General features: G+C 65.0%; 15 protein-coding genes. 12 read left to right on the top strand and 3 right to left on the bottom strand.

Features of this window, described 5'->3' with window-relative positions; translation table 11 throughout:
* Nucleotides 1-5: 5 nt before the first annotated feature.
* Complete coding sequence (locus tag XH87_RS30215; RefSeq protein ID WP_271590040.1) at nucleotides 6-806, bottom strand: esterase/lipase family protein; 801 nt, start codon at nucleotides 804-806, stop codon at nucleotides 6-8.
* A complete protein-coding gene (locus tag XH87_RS30210) occupies nucleotides 806-1,063 on the bottom strand; it encodes a DUF6489 family protein (RefSeq protein ID WP_035710680.1) in 258 nt (85 codons plus the stop codon). The genes XH87_RS30215 and XH87_RS30210 overlap by 1 nt, the downstream gene beginning before the upstream one ends.
* Before the next feature lie 373 nt (nucleotides 1,064-1,436).
* On the opposite strand from XH87_RS30210, the gene XH87_RS30205 reads away from it, so the two are divergent.
* The 12 genes from XH87_RS30205 to XH87_RS30150 all read left to right on the top strand — a co-directional run bounded on the left by XH87_RS30205 (nucleotide 1,437) and on the right by XH87_RS30150 (nucleotide 15,496).
* Nucleotides 1,437-3,038: an ABC transporter substrate-binding protein gene (locus tag XH87_RS30205; RefSeq protein WP_271590039.1), complete on the top strand. Its 1,602-nt coding sequence runs from the start codon at nucleotides 1,437-1,439 to the stop codon at nucleotides 3,036-3,038.
* A 102-nt stretch (nucleotides 3,039-3,140) separates the two neighbouring features.
* Nucleotides 3,141-4,121, top strand: a complete 981-nt coding sequence (locus XH87_RS30200) for an ABC transporter permease (protein ID WP_271590038.1) — start codon at nucleotides 3,141-3,143, stop codon at nucleotides 4,119-4,121.
* 10 nt (nucleotides 4,122-4,131) lie between these two features.
* A complete protein-coding gene (locus tag XH87_RS30195; RefSeq protein WP_271590037.1) occupies nucleotides 4,132-5,103 on the top strand; it encodes an ABC transporter permease in 972 nt (323 codons plus the stop codon).
* Between the two features lie 28 nt (nucleotides 5,104-5,131).
* A complete protein-coding gene (locus tag XH87_RS30190; protein WP_158668815.1) occupies nucleotides 5,132-6,118 on the top strand; it encodes an ABC transporter ATP-binding protein in 987 nt (328 codons plus the stop codon).
* A complete protein-coding gene (locus XH87_RS30185) occupies nucleotides 6,115-7,104 on the top strand; it encodes an ABC transporter ATP-binding protein (RefSeq protein ID WP_035710664.1) in 990 nt (329 codons plus the stop codon). The genes XH87_RS30190 and XH87_RS30185 overlap by 4 nt, the downstream gene beginning before the upstream one ends.
* Before the next feature lie 81 nt (nucleotides 7,105-7,185).
* Nucleotides 7,186-8,991, top strand: coding sequence for a gamma-glutamyltransferase family protein (locus XH87_RS30180; RefSeq protein WP_271590036.1), 1,806 nt, complete (start codon nucleotides 7,186-7,188; stop codon nucleotides 8,989-8,991).
* 10 nt (nucleotides 8,992-9,001) lie between these two features.
* Nucleotides 9,002-9,712, top strand: a complete 711-nt coding sequence (locus XH87_RS30175; RefSeq protein WP_271590035.1) for a DUF1028 domain-containing protein — start codon at nucleotides 9,002-9,004, stop codon at nucleotides 9,710-9,712.
* Nucleotides 9,709-10,698, top strand: a complete 990-nt coding sequence (locus tag XH87_RS30170) for an ABC transporter ATP-binding protein (RefSeq protein ID WP_271590034.1) — start codon at nucleotides 9,709-9,711, stop codon at nucleotides 10,696-10,698. Before XH87_RS30175 ends, XH87_RS30170 begins: the two co-directional genes overlap by 4 nt.
* A 169-nt stretch (nucleotides 10,699-10,867) precedes the next feature.
* Nucleotides 10,868-11,977 carry an ABC transporter ATP-binding protein gene (locus XH87_RS30165; protein WP_271590033.1) on the top strand — a complete coding sequence of 370 codons (1,110 nt, stop codon included), beginning with the start codon at nucleotides 10,868-10,870 and terminating at the stop codon, nucleotides 11,975-11,977.
* 17 nt (nucleotides 11,978-11,994) lie between these two features.
* Entirely contained in the window at nucleotides 11,995-13,506 is a 1,512-nt protein-coding gene (locus tag XH87_RS30160; protein ID WP_271590032.1) for an ABC transporter substrate-binding protein, read from the top strand.
* A 160-nt stretch (nucleotides 13,507-13,666) separates the two neighbouring features.
* Nucleotides 13,667-14,608, top strand: a complete 942-nt coding sequence (locus tag XH87_RS30155) for an ABC transporter permease (protein ID WP_271590031.1) — start codon at nucleotides 13,667-13,669, stop codon at nucleotides 14,606-14,608.
* A gap of 3 nt (nucleotides 14,609-14,611) precedes the next feature.
* Nucleotides 14,612-15,496: an ABC transporter permease gene (locus XH87_RS30150; protein ID WP_271590030.1), complete on the top strand. Its 885-nt coding sequence runs from the start codon at nucleotides 14,612-14,614 to the stop codon at nucleotides 15,494-15,496.
* Between the two features lie 63 nt (nucleotides 15,497-15,559).
* Here XH87_RS30150 and cnbZ read toward each other — a convergent pair whose 3' ends face one another.
* Entirely contained in the window at nucleotides 15,560-16,306 is a 747-nt protein-coding gene (cnbZ, locus tag XH87_RS30145; RefSeq protein WP_158668807.1) for a 2-amino-5-chloromuconate deaminase CnbZ, read from the bottom strand.
* Nucleotides 16,307-16,315: the final 9 nt, after the last annotated feature.

The following is a 16,315-nucleotide window of genomic DNA, read 5'->3' as shown; positions in this document are numbered from 1 at the left end:
TCTCGTCAGGCCGATACTGCCTGTTCCGGCGGGGCATATGCAATGGCAAACGGTCCGGCCCGGTCAAATGGCGAAAATTCCCCCTCCGGTTGGGCCAGGCGGTCCGCCACGGCCCACAGCGCCGCGGGATTCACCCCGAGCCCGATATGGCTCGCCAAATGCACCTCGATATTCTCGGCGCGATTGGAGGGACGGAGCAGACAGGTCCGCCAGTTCACGACACCGTCGGCGCGCGAATAGATCGACGTCGCCGGCACCGGCAGATCGCCGGCAATCGCCTCGCGCGCTTCGGCAAAATCCTCCACCCGCTCGCCGGACAGCGCCTCGTAAAGCCGCGTGGCATTGGTCGCCCGCACGTCGTTGGCAAAAGGGCTGCCGAGCGTGACGACGTAACGAACCATGTCGGGTGCCCAGAGCGCGAGATCGCGGGCATAGACGCCACCAAGGCTCCATCCGACCAAGCTGACCTTGCGTCCGCTCGCGGCATGGATTTCGCTCAAACGGGTGCGCAACGAATCCCGCATCCGCCCGAGCCCGCCGAGATTGCGGCCCATCCGCCAGGCATGTGCCTCATAGCCGAGCTCGCTGAGATAGCGCCGCATCGGCGCCATCGAGAGATCGCTGGCGAGAAAGCCCGGCAGCGCCAGCACCGGATGGCCGTCGCCCCTCGGCGCGCGCATCAGGAGCGGCGACAACAGCAGGCTCGCATTCAATTCGAACAGCCCACGGGCCTCGGCAAGCAGCAGTCCGAGGCCCGGCGGACGAAGCCGGACTGACTCCCGCGCCCCATCCGGCCCGGACGACACTATTTTTTCTTGTCGCCGCTGCGCGTGCCGCCGAGGCCGGCCATCGCGACGAACATGTCCTGAAACCGCTCGGCGATCTTGGGATCGAAGGTGAACCAGCTCTGGATCAGCGATTCCGGCGAGACCTTCTCGATGTTGCTGAGAACCTGCTGCTGCAGCTTGTCCATCACCGCTGTCTGCATCGGCGCCACGTCGGGCAGACCGAAGAACTGGCGGGCCTCGAGAGGAGTGCAGTCGATTTCGATATTTACTTTCATGTCCCCTCCAGATGAGATTCGAGCGGCCTGTCGGAGTATCGCCGCGAGTTGTGGTGCAACGCAAGCGACCTGAAGCGGACGGGGGGCCCGCCGGCTTGCGCAATCGAGGGGTATGGTCGATCAAACCCCTTCGCGATCACCGCACCAGAGGCGCTGCCACCCTGATCCGGGGAATTCACAGGTCAAAAGTCGAATATCTCCCACCACGCTTTCACCCCCAAATTGCCGGCCAGCATTGCTGCACAGCGGCGCAACTTGGCGCGTTCCTTGCTGGAATGGCGCTTGCACCGGTCGATAACTCTGGGCAACATGGATCAATCGGCCGGCCGAACAATCAAAAACCACCGGCATGGCCGTGTGGAGAGGGTGAAGAATGTCAATATGTCGAAGTCTGTTTGCGGCGACGCTCGCCGGTGTGCTGGCGTTGGCAGCTTCGCCCGCGTCGAGCCAGACCTTGCGCTATGCCAATCAGGGCGAGCTGAAGTCGCTCGATCCCTATACGCTGAACGAGACCACGACGCACGCGCATCTCGGTCACGTCTATGAAGGGTTGGTCGAACGGGGCAAGGACCTGAAGATCATCCCGGCGCTCGCCGAAAGCTGGGAAACGCCTGAGCCGACGCGCTGGCGCTTCCATCTGCGCAAGAACGTCAAGTTTCACAATGGCGACCCCTTTACCGCAGACGATGTAATCTTCTCCGCCCAACGTGTACTAGCTAAGGGCTCCGACCTGCTGACCCGCATCCCCGCCGATGCCAAGGTCGTGAAGATTGACGACTACACCGTCGACTTCATCCTCAGTTCGCCCAATCCCATTCTGATTTCCCAATGGGATACTTGGTACATCATGGACAAGAAATGGGCCGAGGCAAACAATGCAGTGGCACCGACGCCAGTCGCTGCCACCACCCCGAGCTACGCCTCGCTGCACGCCAATGGCACCGGCCCTTTCATGATCGAAAGCCACCAGCCGGGCGTAAAGACCGTATTCAAGGCGAACCCGAATTGGTGGAATAAGCCTGAACACAACCTCAAAGAGATCGTGTTCACGCCGATCGCCTCCGATGCAACGCGCGTCGCGGCGCTTTTGTCGGGTGAAGTTGACGTGATCGAGCCAGTCCCGCTCCAGGACATCCAGCGCGTCAATAGCAGCCCCAACGCGGCCGTCCTGACCGGGCCCGAACTCCGGACGATCTTCCTCGGCATGGACCAGTCGCGCGACGAACTGCTCTACTCGAGCGTCAAAGGCAAGAATCCTTTCAAGGACGTCCGCGTACGCGAAGCCTTCTACAAGGCGATCGACATCGACTTGATCAAGAACCGCGTCATGCGCGGCCTCTCGACCCCTTCCGCGCTGATGGTTGCGCCCGAGCTGTACCCGCTGTCGAAAGACTTCACGCGCCCGAAGTTCGATCCTAATGCCGCCAAGAAGCTGCTCGCAGACGCAGGCTATCCTGACGGCTTCGAGGTGACGATGGACTGCCCAAACGATCGCTACGTCAACGACGCGGCGATCTGCCAGGCGGTAGTCGGCATGCTCGCCCGCGTCGGCGTCAAGGTGAATTTGCTGGCGCAGCCGAAGGCACAGTATTTCGCAAAAGTTCTGAAGGCCGGCGGCTTCAAGACCTCCTTCTACCTGCTTGGCTGGACCCCCGGCACGATGGATTCCCACAACGTGCTGCACGACATTCTGGGCTGCCGGGAAGACCCCAAGGATCCCAACCGTGGTCAGGCCAATCTTGGCGGCTACTGCAACAAGGATTTGGACGCGCTCACGGACAAGATCCTGGTTGAGGCCGACACGGCCAAGCGCGATCTCCTGATCAAGCAGGCCTTTGACATATCGATCAAGGACTACGCCTACATCCCCCTGCATCAGCAGTCGCTCGCTTGGGGCGTGTCGAAAAAGGTGAAGCTGACCCAGCGTGCCGACAATCAGGTGCTGCTCTACTGGGCCACCAAGCAGGGCGAGTAAGCGCTAAGAGTTGCGGAAGTCCCGGAAGTCTCGAGCTTCCGGGACTTCCTGTTTCGCGCTACGCCTTCGAACGGCGCCTCTGAAGAGACGTGAAGGGAAAATATGCTCGCTTTCACTCTTCGCCGGATCGTCCAGGCGATCGCCGTTATGTTTGCGGTCGGTATCATCGCCTTTTCGATGTTCCGCTTCGCCGGCGATCCCGTGAACCAGATGGTTGGGCAGGACACCACCATCGCTGAACGCGAAGCGATCCGCAAATCGCTCGGGCTTGACGATCCCGTGATCCTGCAGTTCAGCCATTACGCTGCAAATGCGGCGCAGTTCAAGTTCGGCATATCGTACCAGTTCCGCCTACCGGTCACCGATCTATTGATAGAACGCATGCCTGCCACACTGGAGCTCGCGATCTGCGCCACCGTGTTCGCAATGGTGTTCGGCATCCTGATGGGCGTCTATTCGGCCCTCAAGCGCGACACCGTGCTCGCCAAACTATTCCAGGCGGTTTCGCTTGTAGGCATCTCACTGCCGACTTTCCTGATCGGCATTCTCCTGATCTATCTGTTCGCGGTGACATTGGGTTGGCTGCCCTCGTTCGGCCGCGGTGAGGTGGTCAAGCTCGGTTGGTGGACGACGGGCCTGCTGACGCTGTCCGGGCTGAAGGCGCTGATCATGCCCTCGATCACGCTCGGCCTGTTCCAGATGACCCTGATCATGCGGCTGGTACGCGCGGAGATGCTGGAAGTGCTGCGGACCGACTATATCCGCTTCGCCCGCGCGAGGGGGCTGACCACCCGTGCCATCCATTTCGGCCACGCGCTGAAGAACACGCTGATTCCGGTGATCACGGTGGCCGGACTTCAGTTTGGCTCGGTTATTGCATTTTCGATCATCACCGAAACCGTGTTCCAGTGGCCGGGCATGGGACTTCTGTTCGTGCAGGCCGTGCAAAACGTCGATATCCCGATCATGGCCGCCTACCTGCTGATGGTCTCGCTGATCTTCGTCACCATCAACCTGGTGGTCGACATCCTCTACACCGTGGTCGATCCGCGCCTGCGCGCGACGGTCGGCCGCGCCGCATAAGGCCGCCTGCATGTCCGACGCAGTCGTCTCCAATTCCGACAAGCAGGGCGCGCAGCCGACGCATGCCGCCCAGAGCTGGTTCAGCCGCGCGCTCGACAGCGACCTGTTCTATTCGTTCCGGCGTTCCAAGCTCACCATGGTGGCGGCGGCCATCACGGTCCTGTTCTTCCTGCTCGCGATCTTTGCATCCTGGCTCTCGGTGCAGAACCCCTTCGATCCCGCACAGCTGCAATTGATGAATTCGCGGATTTCGCCGCTGTGGACCGCGGACGGCCAGAGCCCGTTCCTGCTCGGCACCGACGAGCAGGGCCGCGATGTGTTCTCCGCCATTCTCTACGGCATGCGCATCTCGCTCGCCGTCGGTGTGGCCGGCGTGATCTTCGCCGGCGCGCTCGGTATCGGGCTCGGCCTGATCGCCGGGTATTTCGGCGGCGCCGTCGACGGTGTGATCATGCGGATCGCCGACGTGCAGCTCACCTTCCCCGCCATCCTGATCGCGCTGCTGGTCAACGGCATCGCGAAATCGATCCTCGGCAACCGGCTCGACGCCACCAGCATGCTCGTCGTGCTGGTGATCTCGATCGGCCTGAGCTTCTGGGTGGGGTATGCGCGGACCGTGCGCGGCTCCGTGATGGTCGAGAAGAACAAGGACTACGTCGCCGCCGCGCAGCTGATCGGCCTGCCGGCGCCGAAGATCATGCTGCGGCATGTGCTGCCGAACACGATGGGGCCGATCCTGGTCATCGCCACGATCAACCTCGCCCTCGCCATCATCACCGAGGCGACGCTCTCCTTCCTCGGCGTCGGCCTGCCCGACACCATGCCGTCGCTCGGCACGCTGATCCGCATCGGCAACAATTATCTGTTCGCCGGCGAATGGTGGATCGTCGCCTTCCCCGGGCTTGCGCTCGCCGCCCTGATCCTCTCGATCAACCTGCTCGGCGACTGGCTGCGCGACGCGCTCAACCCGAAGCTTCGATGAGCAAAACTTCGATAAGAGCGCCTCGCCCATGACCGAACCCGTGCTCTCCGTACGCAATCTCCAGGTGGAGTTCGCCTCCCGCCGCGGAACGCTGCGCGCCATCGACGACGTCTCCTTCGACATCGCCAAGGGCGAGGTGCTCGGCGTCGTCGGCGAATCCGGGGCCGGCAAGTCCGTCACCGGCCTCTCGGTGATCGGCCTGATCGATCCGCCCGGCCGCATTGCCGGCGGCGAGATTCGTCTCGCGGGCCTGCGCATCGACAATCTGCCGCCGGAGCAGATGCGCCGTATCAGGGGCAAGCGCATCGGGATGATCTTCCAGGATCCGCTCACCTCGCTCAATCCGCTGTACAAGGTCGGCGACCAGATCGTGGAGACGATCCGGACGCACCTCAATCTGTCGGAGCAGGCGGCGCGCCGTCGCGCCATCGACCTGCTCGCCGAGGTCGGCATTCCCGCGCCCGAAAAGCGCATCGACGGCTATCCCCACGAGTTCTCCGGCGGCATGCGCCAGCGCGTGGTGATTGCGCTTGCAATCTGCGCCGAGCCGGAGCTGATCATCGCGGACGAGCCGACCACCGCGCTCGACGTTTCCGTGCAGGCGCAGATCATCTCGCTGATCAAGCGGCTCGGCCGCGACCATGGCACGGCCGTGATGCTGGTGACGCACGACATGGGCGTGATCGCGGAGACCTCGGACCGCGTCGCGGTGATGTATGCCGGCCGCATCGCGGAGATCGGCCCGGTGCAGGATGTCGTGAGGAACCCGCTGCATCCCTACGCCAAGGGCCTGATGGGCGCGATCCCGACGCTTGCGGGCGAGGACAAGCGCCTCGTGCAGATCCCCGGATCTATGCCCCGGCTGTCGGCGATCCCGCGCGGCTGCTCTTTCAACCCGCGTTGCGCCTTCGCCTTCGACCGATGCCGCGTGGAGCGGCCGGAGCCGCAGCCGCGCGGCGCGCAATCGGTCGCGTGCCATCTCTATGACACCGTACCGGCGGAGAGCGCCGCATGAGCGCGCCTTTCGTCCAGGCCACAAACCTGCGCCGCGTCTTCGACGTCTCAAAACCCTGGCTCAACCGCGTCCTCGAAGGCGGGCAGCTCGAATATCTCAAGGCGGTCGATCACGTCACCTTCGATATCCGCAAGGGCGAGACGTTTGCTCTGGTCGGCGAGTCCGGCTCCGGCAAGACCACGGTGGCGCGGATGGTCGTCGGCCTCCTGCCGCCCAGTTCCGGCGATGTCCTGATCGACGGCGTCTCGATGGCCGATCCGCGGCAGGCGCCGGCGCGGCGCAAGCTGCGTCGCCGCATCCAGATGATCTTCCAGGATCCCTATGCGAGCCTGAACCCGCGGTTCCGCGTCGACGCCATCATCTCCGAGCCGATCCGCGCCTTCGACCTGATCCAGGGCGAGCGCGATATCCAGGCCCGCGTCGGCGAGCTGCTCGGCCTCGTCGGCCTGCATCCGGACGACCGGCTGAAATTCCCGCACGAATTCTCCGGCGGCCAGCGCCAGCGGATCGCGATTGCACGGGCGCTCGCCTCCGATGCCGAGTTCATCGTCTGCGACGAGCCGACCTCGGCGCTCGACGTCTCCGTGCAGGCGCAGATCCTGAACCTGATGCGCGACCTCCAGGACAAGTTCGGCCTGACCTACATGTTCATCAGCCACAACCTCGCCGTGGTCCGTCACATGGCGAGCCGCGTCGGCGTGATGTATCTCGGCCGCATCGTCGAGATCGCGGACGGACGCGAGCTGTTCGCCCGTCCGCGCATGCCCTACACCAAGATGCTGCTCGGCGCCGTGCCGGATCTCGCGATGAGCGGCCGCCAGCGCATTCCGGTCAAGGGCGAGATCCCGAACCCGATCAATCCGCCCTCCGGCTGCGCCTTCAATCCGCGCTGTCCGCTGGCGTTCGATCTCTGCCGCAAGGAGACCCCGGAACTGATCGACGGCGTCGCCTGCCACGCCGTCAACACCGCGCCGGTCCCGGCGTGACGCGCGCGTGCCATGCGGCCTGCGCATTTGGCGGCGGCGTGGCCCTGTGATCAATTGCGCGCACCGCAAATGGGGTAGCCGATGACCAGCAAGATCAATCCCGATCCATTCACGACGAGGCCCGAGATCGAAGGCACCTTCGGGGTCGTCGCCACCACGCACTGGATTGCGACCGCCGTCGGCATGGCTATCCTGGAAAAGGGCGGCAATGCCTTCGATGCCGGCGTTGCCACCGCCTTCACGCTCCAGGTGGTCGAGCCGCATCTGAACGGTCCCGGCGGCGACGTGCCCATCATCGTCCATGACGTGAAGCGCGGCCGCACCGAGGTGATCTGCGGTCAGGGCCCCGCGCCCGCGCGCGCCACCATCGCGCATTACAGAAGCGAAGGCCTCGACATGGTGCCGGGCACCGGCCTGCTCGCCGCCTGCGTCCCCGGCACCTTCGAATCCTGGATGATGCTCTTGCGCGACTACGGCACGATGCGCGTGCGCGACGTGCTGGAGCCGGCGATCTCCTACGCCCGCGACGGCTATCCGCTGGTCGAGCGCGCCTGCGCCACGATCCAGACCGTCGAGCAGTTGTTCCGTCAGCACTGGCCGACCTCGGCCGCGGTGTATCTTCCGAACGGTGAGGTACCGAAGCCGGGCATACTCTTCACCAACAAGACGCTGGCCGCGACCTACACCCGCATTCTCAGCGAAGCCGAGAGCGGCGGCGGTGGCCGCGACGCCGAGATCGAGCGCGCGCGAAAGGCCTGGTCGCGGGGTTTTGTCGCTGAGGCGATCGACAAATTTTGTCGCACTCAGGACGTAATGGATGTCAGCGGCTCCCCGCACCGCGGCGTCCTCTCTGCCGACGACATGGCGCGCTGGCAGCCGACGGTCGAGGCGCCGCTCACCTACGATTACGGCCGCTACACCGTCTGCAAGGCCGGTGTCTGGAGCCAGGGCCCGGTGACGCTGCAGCAGCTTGCGCTGCTCAAGGGCTTTGCGCTCGACGGGCTCGATCCGACCGGACCGGAGTTCATCCATCTCCAGATCGAATCCGCCAAGCTTGCCTTCGCCGACCGCGAGAAATTCTACGGCGACCCCAAGTTCACCGAGATCCCGATCGCAACGCTGCTGTCGGATGCCTACAACGACGAGCGCCGCAAGCTCGTCACCGACAAGGCCTCGCTCGACTTCGTGCCCGGCTCGGTCGAGGGTTTTGGCGGCGAGGTCAAGCTGCGCCGCGCCGAGGGCCAGCGCGAGGCTGTCGGCGCACTCGGTGCCGGCGAACCGACGGTCGGGCGCTTCGGCGAGGTGCGCGGCGACACCGTGCATTTCGACATCATCGACAAAGCCGGCAACATGGTGTCCTCGACGCCGTCGGGCGGCTGGCTGCAATCCTCACCGATCATTCCGGAGCTCGGCTTTTGTCTGGGCAGTCGCGCCCAGATGTTCTGGCTGGAGGAAGGCCATCCCGCCGCGCTCGCGCCGGGAAAGCGGCCGCGTACGACGCTGTCGCCGACCATGGCATTGCGCGATGGCGAGCCGTATCTCGCCTGGGGCTCGCCCGGCGGCGACCAGCAGGACCAGTGGATCACGCAGTTCTTCCTGCGCCACGTTCACTGCAATCTCAACCTCCAGGAGGCAATCGACGCGCCGGCCTGGCACTCCGAGCATTTCCCGATCTCGTTCTGGCCGCGCACCGCGCGCCCGGGCGTGCTCGTGGTCGAGAACCGCGTGCCGAAGGCGACGATCGAGAACCTTCGCGAGCGTGGCCATATCGTCGAGGTCGGCCCCGACTGGTCGGAGGGTCGCCTCACCGCAGCCTCGCGCATCGGCGTGCGCCGCCGCGCCGCCGCCAATCCGCGCGGGATGCAGGGCTACGCCGCAGGACGCTGAAAGGCAGCCAATGACCTGGTCGATCATCGCACGCGATCCTGCCACCGGCCATTTCGGCATTGCTGTCGCCACTCGCTTCTTCGCCGTCGGCGCACGGGTCCCGTACATTGCCGCCGGCCTCGGCGCCATCGCCACGCAGGCCTTCGTCAACCCCTATTACGGCATCGACGGCGTCAAGCTGCTGCGCGAAGGCCTCAATGCACACGATGTGCTCGCCACCCTGCTTGCGACCGATGACGGCCGCGAAAGCCGCCAGATCCACATCATGGATGCCAGCGGCGAGATCGCCGCGCATACAGGGGGCGATTGTGTCGGCTGGTGCGGCCACGTCGCGGGCAGCGGCTTCTCGATCGCCGGCAACATGCTCGCCTGCGCCGACGTGCTCGACGAGACCGCAAGGACCTACATCGCCAATGACAGCCTGCCCTTCCCGCGCCGTCTGCTCGCGGCGATGCGTGCGGCCGAGGCCGCCGGCGGCGACAAGCGGGGCAAGCAGTCCGCCGCGCTGCTGATCCACGGCGAGGAGGAGTGGCCGGCGCTGGACATTCGCGCGGACGATCATCCCGATCCACTGGGCGAGCTCGAACGGCTCGAGCGGGTCAGCCACGAGCTCTGGGTGCACTTCCGCGCCTCCATGCCGACGCGGCAGAATCCGGCCGGCAACACCGATCGCAGCGTCATCGACGCCAGCATCGAAGCAGCGCGCGCAAGGCGGTCATGAGCGCGAGCCCCCTCATCGAGATCAGCGATCTGCGCATCCGCTTCCACGGCGACGACGGCCGGATCACCCACGCCGTCGACGGCGTCGATCTCAGCGTGGCCAATGGCGCCACGCTCGGCCTCGTCGGCGAATCCGGGTGTGGCAAGAGCGTGACGTCGCTGGCGATCATGGGTCTCTTGCCGAAGCAGAGCGCGGAGATATCCGGCGCGATCCGCTTCGACGGTTTCGACCTGTTGAAGACCCCGGACCAGACGCTGCGCGACCTCCGCGGCAACCGGCTGGCGATGATCTTCCAGGAGCCGATGACTTCGCTCAACCCGAGTTTCACGATCGGCGACCAGATCATCGAAACGATCTTGCGCCACCGCGGCGGCTCGCGGAAGAGTGCGCGGAACCGCGCAATCGAACTGCTGCGCCGCGTCCACATTCCATCACCCGAGCGGCGCATCGACGAATATCCGCACAAGCTCTCCGGCGGCATGCGCCAGCGCGTGATGATCGCGATGGCGCTCGCCTGCGACCCGCGCCTCCTCATCGCCGACGAGCCGACCACCGCGCTCGACGTCACCCTGCAGGCCCAGATCCTGGAGCTGATGCGCGAGCTGAAAGCCGCGAGCGGCGCCGCAATCATCCTGATCACCCACGATCTCGGCGTCGTCGCCGAGGTCTGCGACGAGGTGGCGGTGATGTATGCCGGCGAGATCGTCGAGCGCGCGCCGGTGGACGAATTGTTCTCCGCGCCGCAGCATCCGTACACGGTGGGCCTGCTCGGCTCGATCCCGCGGCTCGACCATCGCGCCGAGCAGCTTGCAACGATCGAAGGCTTGGTTCCGAACATGGCGCAGCCGCCGGCAGGCTGCCGCTTCGCCGCGCGCTGCCCGTTCGTGCTCGAGGCCTGCACCACCGTGCCGCCGCCGCTCGTGGAAGTCGGCCCCGGCCACCTCTCGCGCTGCATACGCGCGCCGCTCGAACGCCTGGTGTCGTGATGGCGCTGCTATCTCCTCTCGTGCCCCGGTGCAGCACAAGCGAAGCGCAGTGGTGCACCGCTGAACCGGGGCCCATGTGGCGAAGAGCTGGGTCCCGGTTCAGCGTCGCAATACCCCGTATTGCGCCGCGCCCGGGACACGAGACCGGATTTCGTGGGGTGTACAAACAATGACCGCCCTGCTCGAGGTGACAGGCCTGGTCAAGCATTTCGTCGCCGAGCGCTCGCTGCTGGGCCGGCCGCTGGCGCACGTCAAGGCGGTCGATGGCGTCAGCTTCTCGCTCGAAGCGGGCAAGACGCTGGCCCTGGTCGGAGAATCCGGCTGCGGCAAGTCCACCGTCAGCCGCCTGGTGCTGCGGCTGATCGAGCCGGATGCAGGCTCGGTCCGTTTCGACGGCCGCGATCTGCTCTCACTCGATGCCCGCGGCTTGCGCGCCTTCCGCCGCGAGGCGCAGATCATCTTCCAGGATCCCTACGCCTCGCTCAATCCGCGCATGACGGTCGGCCAGATCCTGACCGAGCCGCTGGCACTGCATGATCTCGCTCCGGCGCCGCGGCGATCCGAGCGCGTCGCCGAGCTGCTGCGGCTGGTCGGGCTCGAGCCACGGCTGGCGCGACGTTATCCGCATGAATTCTCCGGCGGCCAGCGCCAGCGCATCGCCATCGCTCGCGCGCTCGCGGTCGAGCCGAAGCTGATCATCTGCGACGAGCCGGTCTCGGCACTCGACGTCTCGATTCGCTCGCAGATCCTCAACCTCCTGCGCGAGTTGCAAGACCGGCTCGGCCTCGCCTACATTTTCGTCTCGCATGACCTCGCCGTGGTCAAGCACATCGCCGACCACGTCGCGGTGATGAATCTCGGCCAGATCGTCGAGACCGCGGAGGCGGACGCGCTGTTCGCCGCGCCGCGCCATCCCTACAGCCGGGCGCTTCTGTCCGCGATCCCCGTGCCTAAACCGCGGGCAAAGAGCAGCCGGATTGTGCTGCAGGGAGAGATCCCCAGCGCGCTCAATCCGCCGCCGGGATGTCGCTTTCACACCCGCTGCCCCTATGTGGTCGATCGCTGCCGCAGCGAAATGCCTCGGCTCGTCGCGGATGGCATCGGACATGCAACGGCCTGCCACCGAACGTCGGAACTGCCCTCCTCGGAGGCGATCGTCCCCATGGACGGCAGCTTCTCGCCGGTCCTGGAAAAACTGGTCGCAGCCTTCAGCGGCGGGCCGGAAGCAGCACGCGACGGCGGGGTTCGTTCATTGGGGGCGGCCCCCACATCGCCGTGAAACAGAGGTTGAGAACGATGAGCTTTATGCGTTTGACAATCCTGGCGTCGGCATTGCTGACGTCGCTCGCGGGCACGGCCCAGGCGCAGACCACGCTTCGCATCGGCATCGCCGAAGACCCCGACATCCTCGATCCGAGTATGGGCCGCACTTATGTCGGCCGCATCGTCTTCTCCGCGTTCTGTGATAAGTTGTTCGACATCGACGAGAAGCTCAACATCGTGCCGCAGCTGGCGTTGTCCTATGAGACATCGGCCGACGGCAAGGCCATGACGATCAAGCTTCGGCCAAACGTCAAGTTCCACGATGGCGAGCCGCTCGACGCGGAAGCCGCAAAATTCTCGATCGAGCGTCACATGGCGCTGCCGACCTCGTTCCGCAAGTCGGAGCTCGCCAGCGTCGACCATGTCGAGGTGGTCGATCCCCTCACGATCAAGCTGGTGCTGAAGACGCCGTACTCGCCCCTGATCGCCCAGCTCACCGACCGCTCCGGCATGATGGTCTCGCCCAAGGCTGCGAAGGAGTCCGGTGACAAGTTCGGCCTGCATCCGGTCTGCGCCGGTCCCTACAAATTCGTCGAGCGCGTCCAGCAGGACCGCATGGTGTTCGAGAAATTCGCCGACTACTGGAACAAGGACAACATCCACATCGACCGCATCGTGTTCCAGCCGATCGTCGACGCCACCGTGCGCCTCGCCAATCTGAAATCCGGCGCGCTCGACCTGATCGAACGCGTGCTCGCCACCGACATCAAGGACGTTCGCGCCGATCCCCGGCTCGTGCTGTCGACCGCGCCCGAACTCGGCTATCAAGGCCTCACGATCAACATCGCCAACGACAAAGCCAAAGGACCGCTCAGCCAGTCGGCGAAGGTGCGCCAGGCGCTCAGCCTGTCGATTGATCGCGAAGCCATCAACCAGGTCGTGTTCAACGGCGAGTTTACCCCAGGCAATCAGTGGGTCAGCCCGACGCATCCGTATTATCAGAAGTCTTTCCCCGTTCCGGGCCGCGACATCGCCAAGGCCAAGGCACTGCTGAAGGAGGCCGGCGTCAACCTCCCCGTGACCGTCGACTACATGGTCCCCAAGGGCACCGAGTACGAGGCCGTCGCCCAGGTCGTGCAGTCCATGGCCGCCGAAGCCGGCTTCGACATCAAGATCCGCGCCGTCGAATTTGCGACCACCTTCAAGCAGGCCCAGGCCGGCGAATTCCAGGTGTTTCAGATCCCCTGGAGCGGCCGGATCGATCCCGACGGCAATTCCTACATCTTCATGCGCAGCAAGGCGCCGCAGAATGACGGAGGTTATTCCAACCCAGACGCCGACAAGCTGATGGAAGAGGGGCGAGCGACATCCAACGTCGACGAGCGCAAGGCGATCTACGCCAAGCTGACCAAGATCCTGCTCGACGACCTTCCGATCATCTACCTCTATCACCGCACGCTCCTGATCGCGCACACCAAGAAGCTCGACGGTTACCGGCAGATGCCGGACGGATTGGTGCGCGTGGTTGGGCTGAAGTTCAAGTGATAGATCTGATGACGACGATGGCGTGTCCCGGACGCGGCGCAGCGCATAAGCGCTGCTCCGAAGAGCCGGGACCCACAGCAGCAGCGAACCGCGACCATTGGGTCCCGGTTCAGCAGCGCAACATTGCATGTTGCGCTGCGCCCGGGACACAAGCCGCATCATGCTGAACTTCCTCGCCCGCCGCATCGCGCAGATTGTGCCGACGCTGTTCTTCGTGTCGGTGCTGATCTTCTCGTTGCAGCAATTGCTGCCGGGCGATCCCGTGCTGGTGATGGCCGGCGAGGAGCGCGATCCCGCGGTGATCGAGCAGATCCGCCAGCAGTACAAGCTCGATCAGCCGATCCCCGTGCAATACTTCTATTGGCTCAAGGGCGTGCTGACGGGCAATTTCGGCGAGTCGCTGCGCAACAAGATGCCGGTGCGCGAGCTGATCGCGCAGAAGCTGCCGGTGACGCTGCAGCTCGGCTCGATGGCGATCCTAATCGCGTTCTTCATCGGCATTCCCGCCGGCATCGTCTCCGCGGTGAAGAAGGACACGGCCTGGGACTATGGCGCCAATCTGTTTGCGCTGTGGGGCATCTCGACGCCGAATTTCTGGCTCGGAATCCTCCTGATCTTCCTGTTCTCGATCAAGCTCGGCTGGCTGCCCGCCTCCGGCTACGTGCCGCTGACCGAGGACTGGCGCGCGAGCTTGGCCGCCACCATCATGCCGGCGTTCGTGCTCGGCAATGCGATTTCCGCGATCCTGATGCGGCATACGCGCAGCGCCATGCTCCAGGTGCTGGAAAGCGACTATGTCCGCACCGCGCGGGCGAAGGGCCTCTCCGAGCGCTCGGTCATCCTCAAGCACGCGATGCGCAATGCGCTGACGCCCGTGATCACACTCGGCGCGCTCGAACTCGGCACGCTGCTGTCAGGTGCGGTGCTGACCGAACAGATCTTCTCCATTCCCGGATTCGGCAAGCTGATCGTGGACGCCGTATTCAACCGCGACTATGCGGTGGTGCAGGGCGTCGTGCTGGTGACCGCCACCGTCTACATCACGCTGAACCTTGTCGCCGACGTCGCCTATATCCTGGTCAATCCGCGGCTGCGAGGCTAGCCCATGACCGACGCCGCGCTGCCCGGTCCCGTCACGCAAGCCTATGAGCTGGATAGCCCTGCTCGCCGCGCGCGGCGGCGGCTGTTCAAGCGCAAGGCAGCGGTGTTCGGGCTCGTCGTGATCACGGCATTCATTCTCCTTGCGGCCCTCGCGCCGCTCGTCGTGCCCTATGATCCCGTCGCGACGAGCTGGAGCCTGGTGCGCAAGCCGCCGACCACAACCCACTGGTTCGGCACCGACGAGCTCGGCCGCGACATCCTCAGCCGCGTCGTCTACGGCGCGCGCGCCTCTCTGCTCGCGGGCCTCATCTCGGTGGCGATCGCGCTCGGCGTCGGCGTGCCGCTCGGTCTCCTCGCCGGATATCGCGGCGGCTTCGTCGATGCGCTGATCAGCCGGATCACGGACGCGATGCTGGCCTGCCCGTTCCTCATCCTGGCGATTGCGCTCGCCGCGTTCCTCGGGCCGAGCCTCGGCAATGCCATGATCGCGATCGGCATCTCGGCGACCCCGATCTTCATCCGCCTGACCCGCGGCCAGGTGCTGGTCGTCAAGGCCGAGGACTATGTCGAGGCGGCGCGCGCCCTCGGCAATCCGCCTTGGCGGATCGCGTTCTCCCATATCCTGCCGAATATCCTGCCGGCGCTGCTGGTGCAGGCGACACTCTCGATCGCCGCAGCCATCATCGCGGAAGCTGCTCTGTCCTTCCTGGGCCTCGGCCAGCAGCCGCCCGCGCCGTCCTGGGGCAGCATGCTCAATGCCGCGCAACGCTTCCTGACGCAGGCGCCGTGGATGGCGATCTGGCCGGGGCTCGCGATCTTCCTCGTGGTGCTGTCGTTGAACCTGCTCGGCGACGGCCTGCGGGACGCGCTCGATCCGAGGCAGCGCTGACGTTGGATCAGAACCGCGATCTTCACCTCTGCCCCACAGAAGTGAAGAGCGACCGTCGACGGATCAGATCACCACTTCCCGCATCACCCGCCGGCAATCCATCTCGTATTCCAGGTCGACCACCGGCGGCCGGGCAAAATGCCAGGTCAAGCCGGAGCGCAATGCGCCGCGGCGGACCAGCTCGTCGACCAGCGCGTGGTGAAAGTCGTGCACGGAATAGGCCTGAACGCCGGTCGTATCCTTCCAGCCGAAGCCGAAGGCGGCCATCCGGGCCTCCATTTGCGAGGTCGTGGTGAAGCGAACCTTCTCCCGCAGGCCTTCCGGACTGAGGTCGCGGTAGCGCACGGTGCGCTCGACATAGGTCCCACTGCCTTCACGGGCCTCGGCGCCGCCGGCAATCACAAACGATGGTGCTTTCGAGTGGGTCGGGCGCGTGAAGGAGAATGCGTAGAAGGACGGCTCTGAGGGCGGCTCGATCTCCGGACACACATTGCTGCGCGCCACCGGATTGGTGGTCCCGTCGAAGATGCCCCACTCCGACAGCGTCTTCACGTAGTGCAGATTGAACGCGCGGAAGCCTTCCTCGCTGAACGCCGCCGGTGACCGCAGCTCGCAGGCACAGAATGCGGTCAGCGGACGCCCCGCCTCCTGGATGAATTTTGCGGCCCGCGCAAATCCTTCCGCGAGCGGTACCAGGCGGTCGAACCGGACGCGCTCGATCTCATAGCCCTCATCCGCGGCGGCGCCGGCGGAATACTGGAACACGGATGGGATGAAACGATAGTTGCCGGCGGAGAATTCACGCGTCATGACGGACTC

It is taken from the genome of Bradyrhizobium sp. CCBAU 53415, assembly GCF_028128735.1.
Taxonomy (GTDB): domain Bacteria; phylum Pseudomonadota; class Alphaproteobacteria; order Rhizobiales; family Xanthobacteraceae; genus Bradyrhizobium.
This window is presented reverse-complemented; position numbering and strand designations above follow the sequence as displayed.

Bases quoted from the DNA above. Each gene is read 5' to 3' on its own strand.
- XH87_RS30210 (WP_035710680.1), bottom strand. From the start codon at position 1,063: ATGAAAGTAAATATCGAAATCGACTGCACTCCTCTCGAGGCCCGCCAG.
- XH87_RS30205 (WP_271590039.1), top strand. From the start codon at position 1,437: ATGTCAATATGTCGAAGTCTGTTTGCGGCGACGCTCGCCGGTGTGCTG.
- XH87_RS30200 (WP_271590038.1), top strand. From the start codon at position 3,141: ATGCTCGCTTTCACTCTTCGCCGGATCGTCCAGGCGATCGCCGTTATG.
- XH87_RS30195 (WP_271590037.1), top strand. From the start codon at position 4,132: ATGTCCGACGCAGTCGTCTCCAATTCCGACAAGCAGGGCGCGCAGCCG.
- XH87_RS30190 (WP_158668815.1), top strand. From the start codon at position 5,132: ATGACCGAACCCGTGCTCTCCGTACGCAATCTCCAGGTGGAGTTCGCC.
- XH87_RS30185 (WP_035710664.1), top strand. From the start codon at position 6,115: ATGAGCGCGCCTTTCGTCCAGGCCACAAACCTGCGCCGCGTCTTCGAC.
- XH87_RS30180 (WP_271590036.1), top strand. From the start codon at position 7,186: ATGACCAGCAAGATCAATCCCGATCCATTCACGACGAGGCCCGAGATC.
- XH87_RS30175 (WP_271590035.1), top strand. From the start codon at position 9,002: ATGACCTGGTCGATCATCGCACGCGATCCTGCCACCGGCCATTTCGGC.
- XH87_RS30170 (WP_271590034.1), top strand. From the start codon at position 9,709: ATGAGCGCGAGCCCCCTCATCGAGATCAGCGATCTGCGCATCCGCTTC.
- XH87_RS30165 (WP_271590033.1), top strand. From the start codon at position 10,868: ATGACCGCCCTGCTCGAGGTGACAGGCCTGGTCAAGCATTTCGTCGCC.
- XH87_RS30160 (WP_271590032.1), top strand. From the start codon at position 11,995: ATGAGCTTTATGCGTTTGACAATCCTGGCGTCGGCATTGCTGACGTCG.
- XH87_RS30155 (WP_271590031.1), top strand. From the start codon at position 13,667: ATGCTGAACTTCCTCGCCCGCCGCATCGCGCAGATTGTGCCGACGCTG.
- XH87_RS30150 (WP_271590030.1), top strand. From the start codon at position 14,612: ATGACCGACGCCGCGCTGCCCGGTCCCGTCACGCAAGCCTATGAGCTG.
- cnbZ (WP_158668807.1), bottom strand. From the start codon at position 16,306: ATGACGCGTGAATTCTCCGCCGGCAACTATCGTTTCATCCCATCCGTG.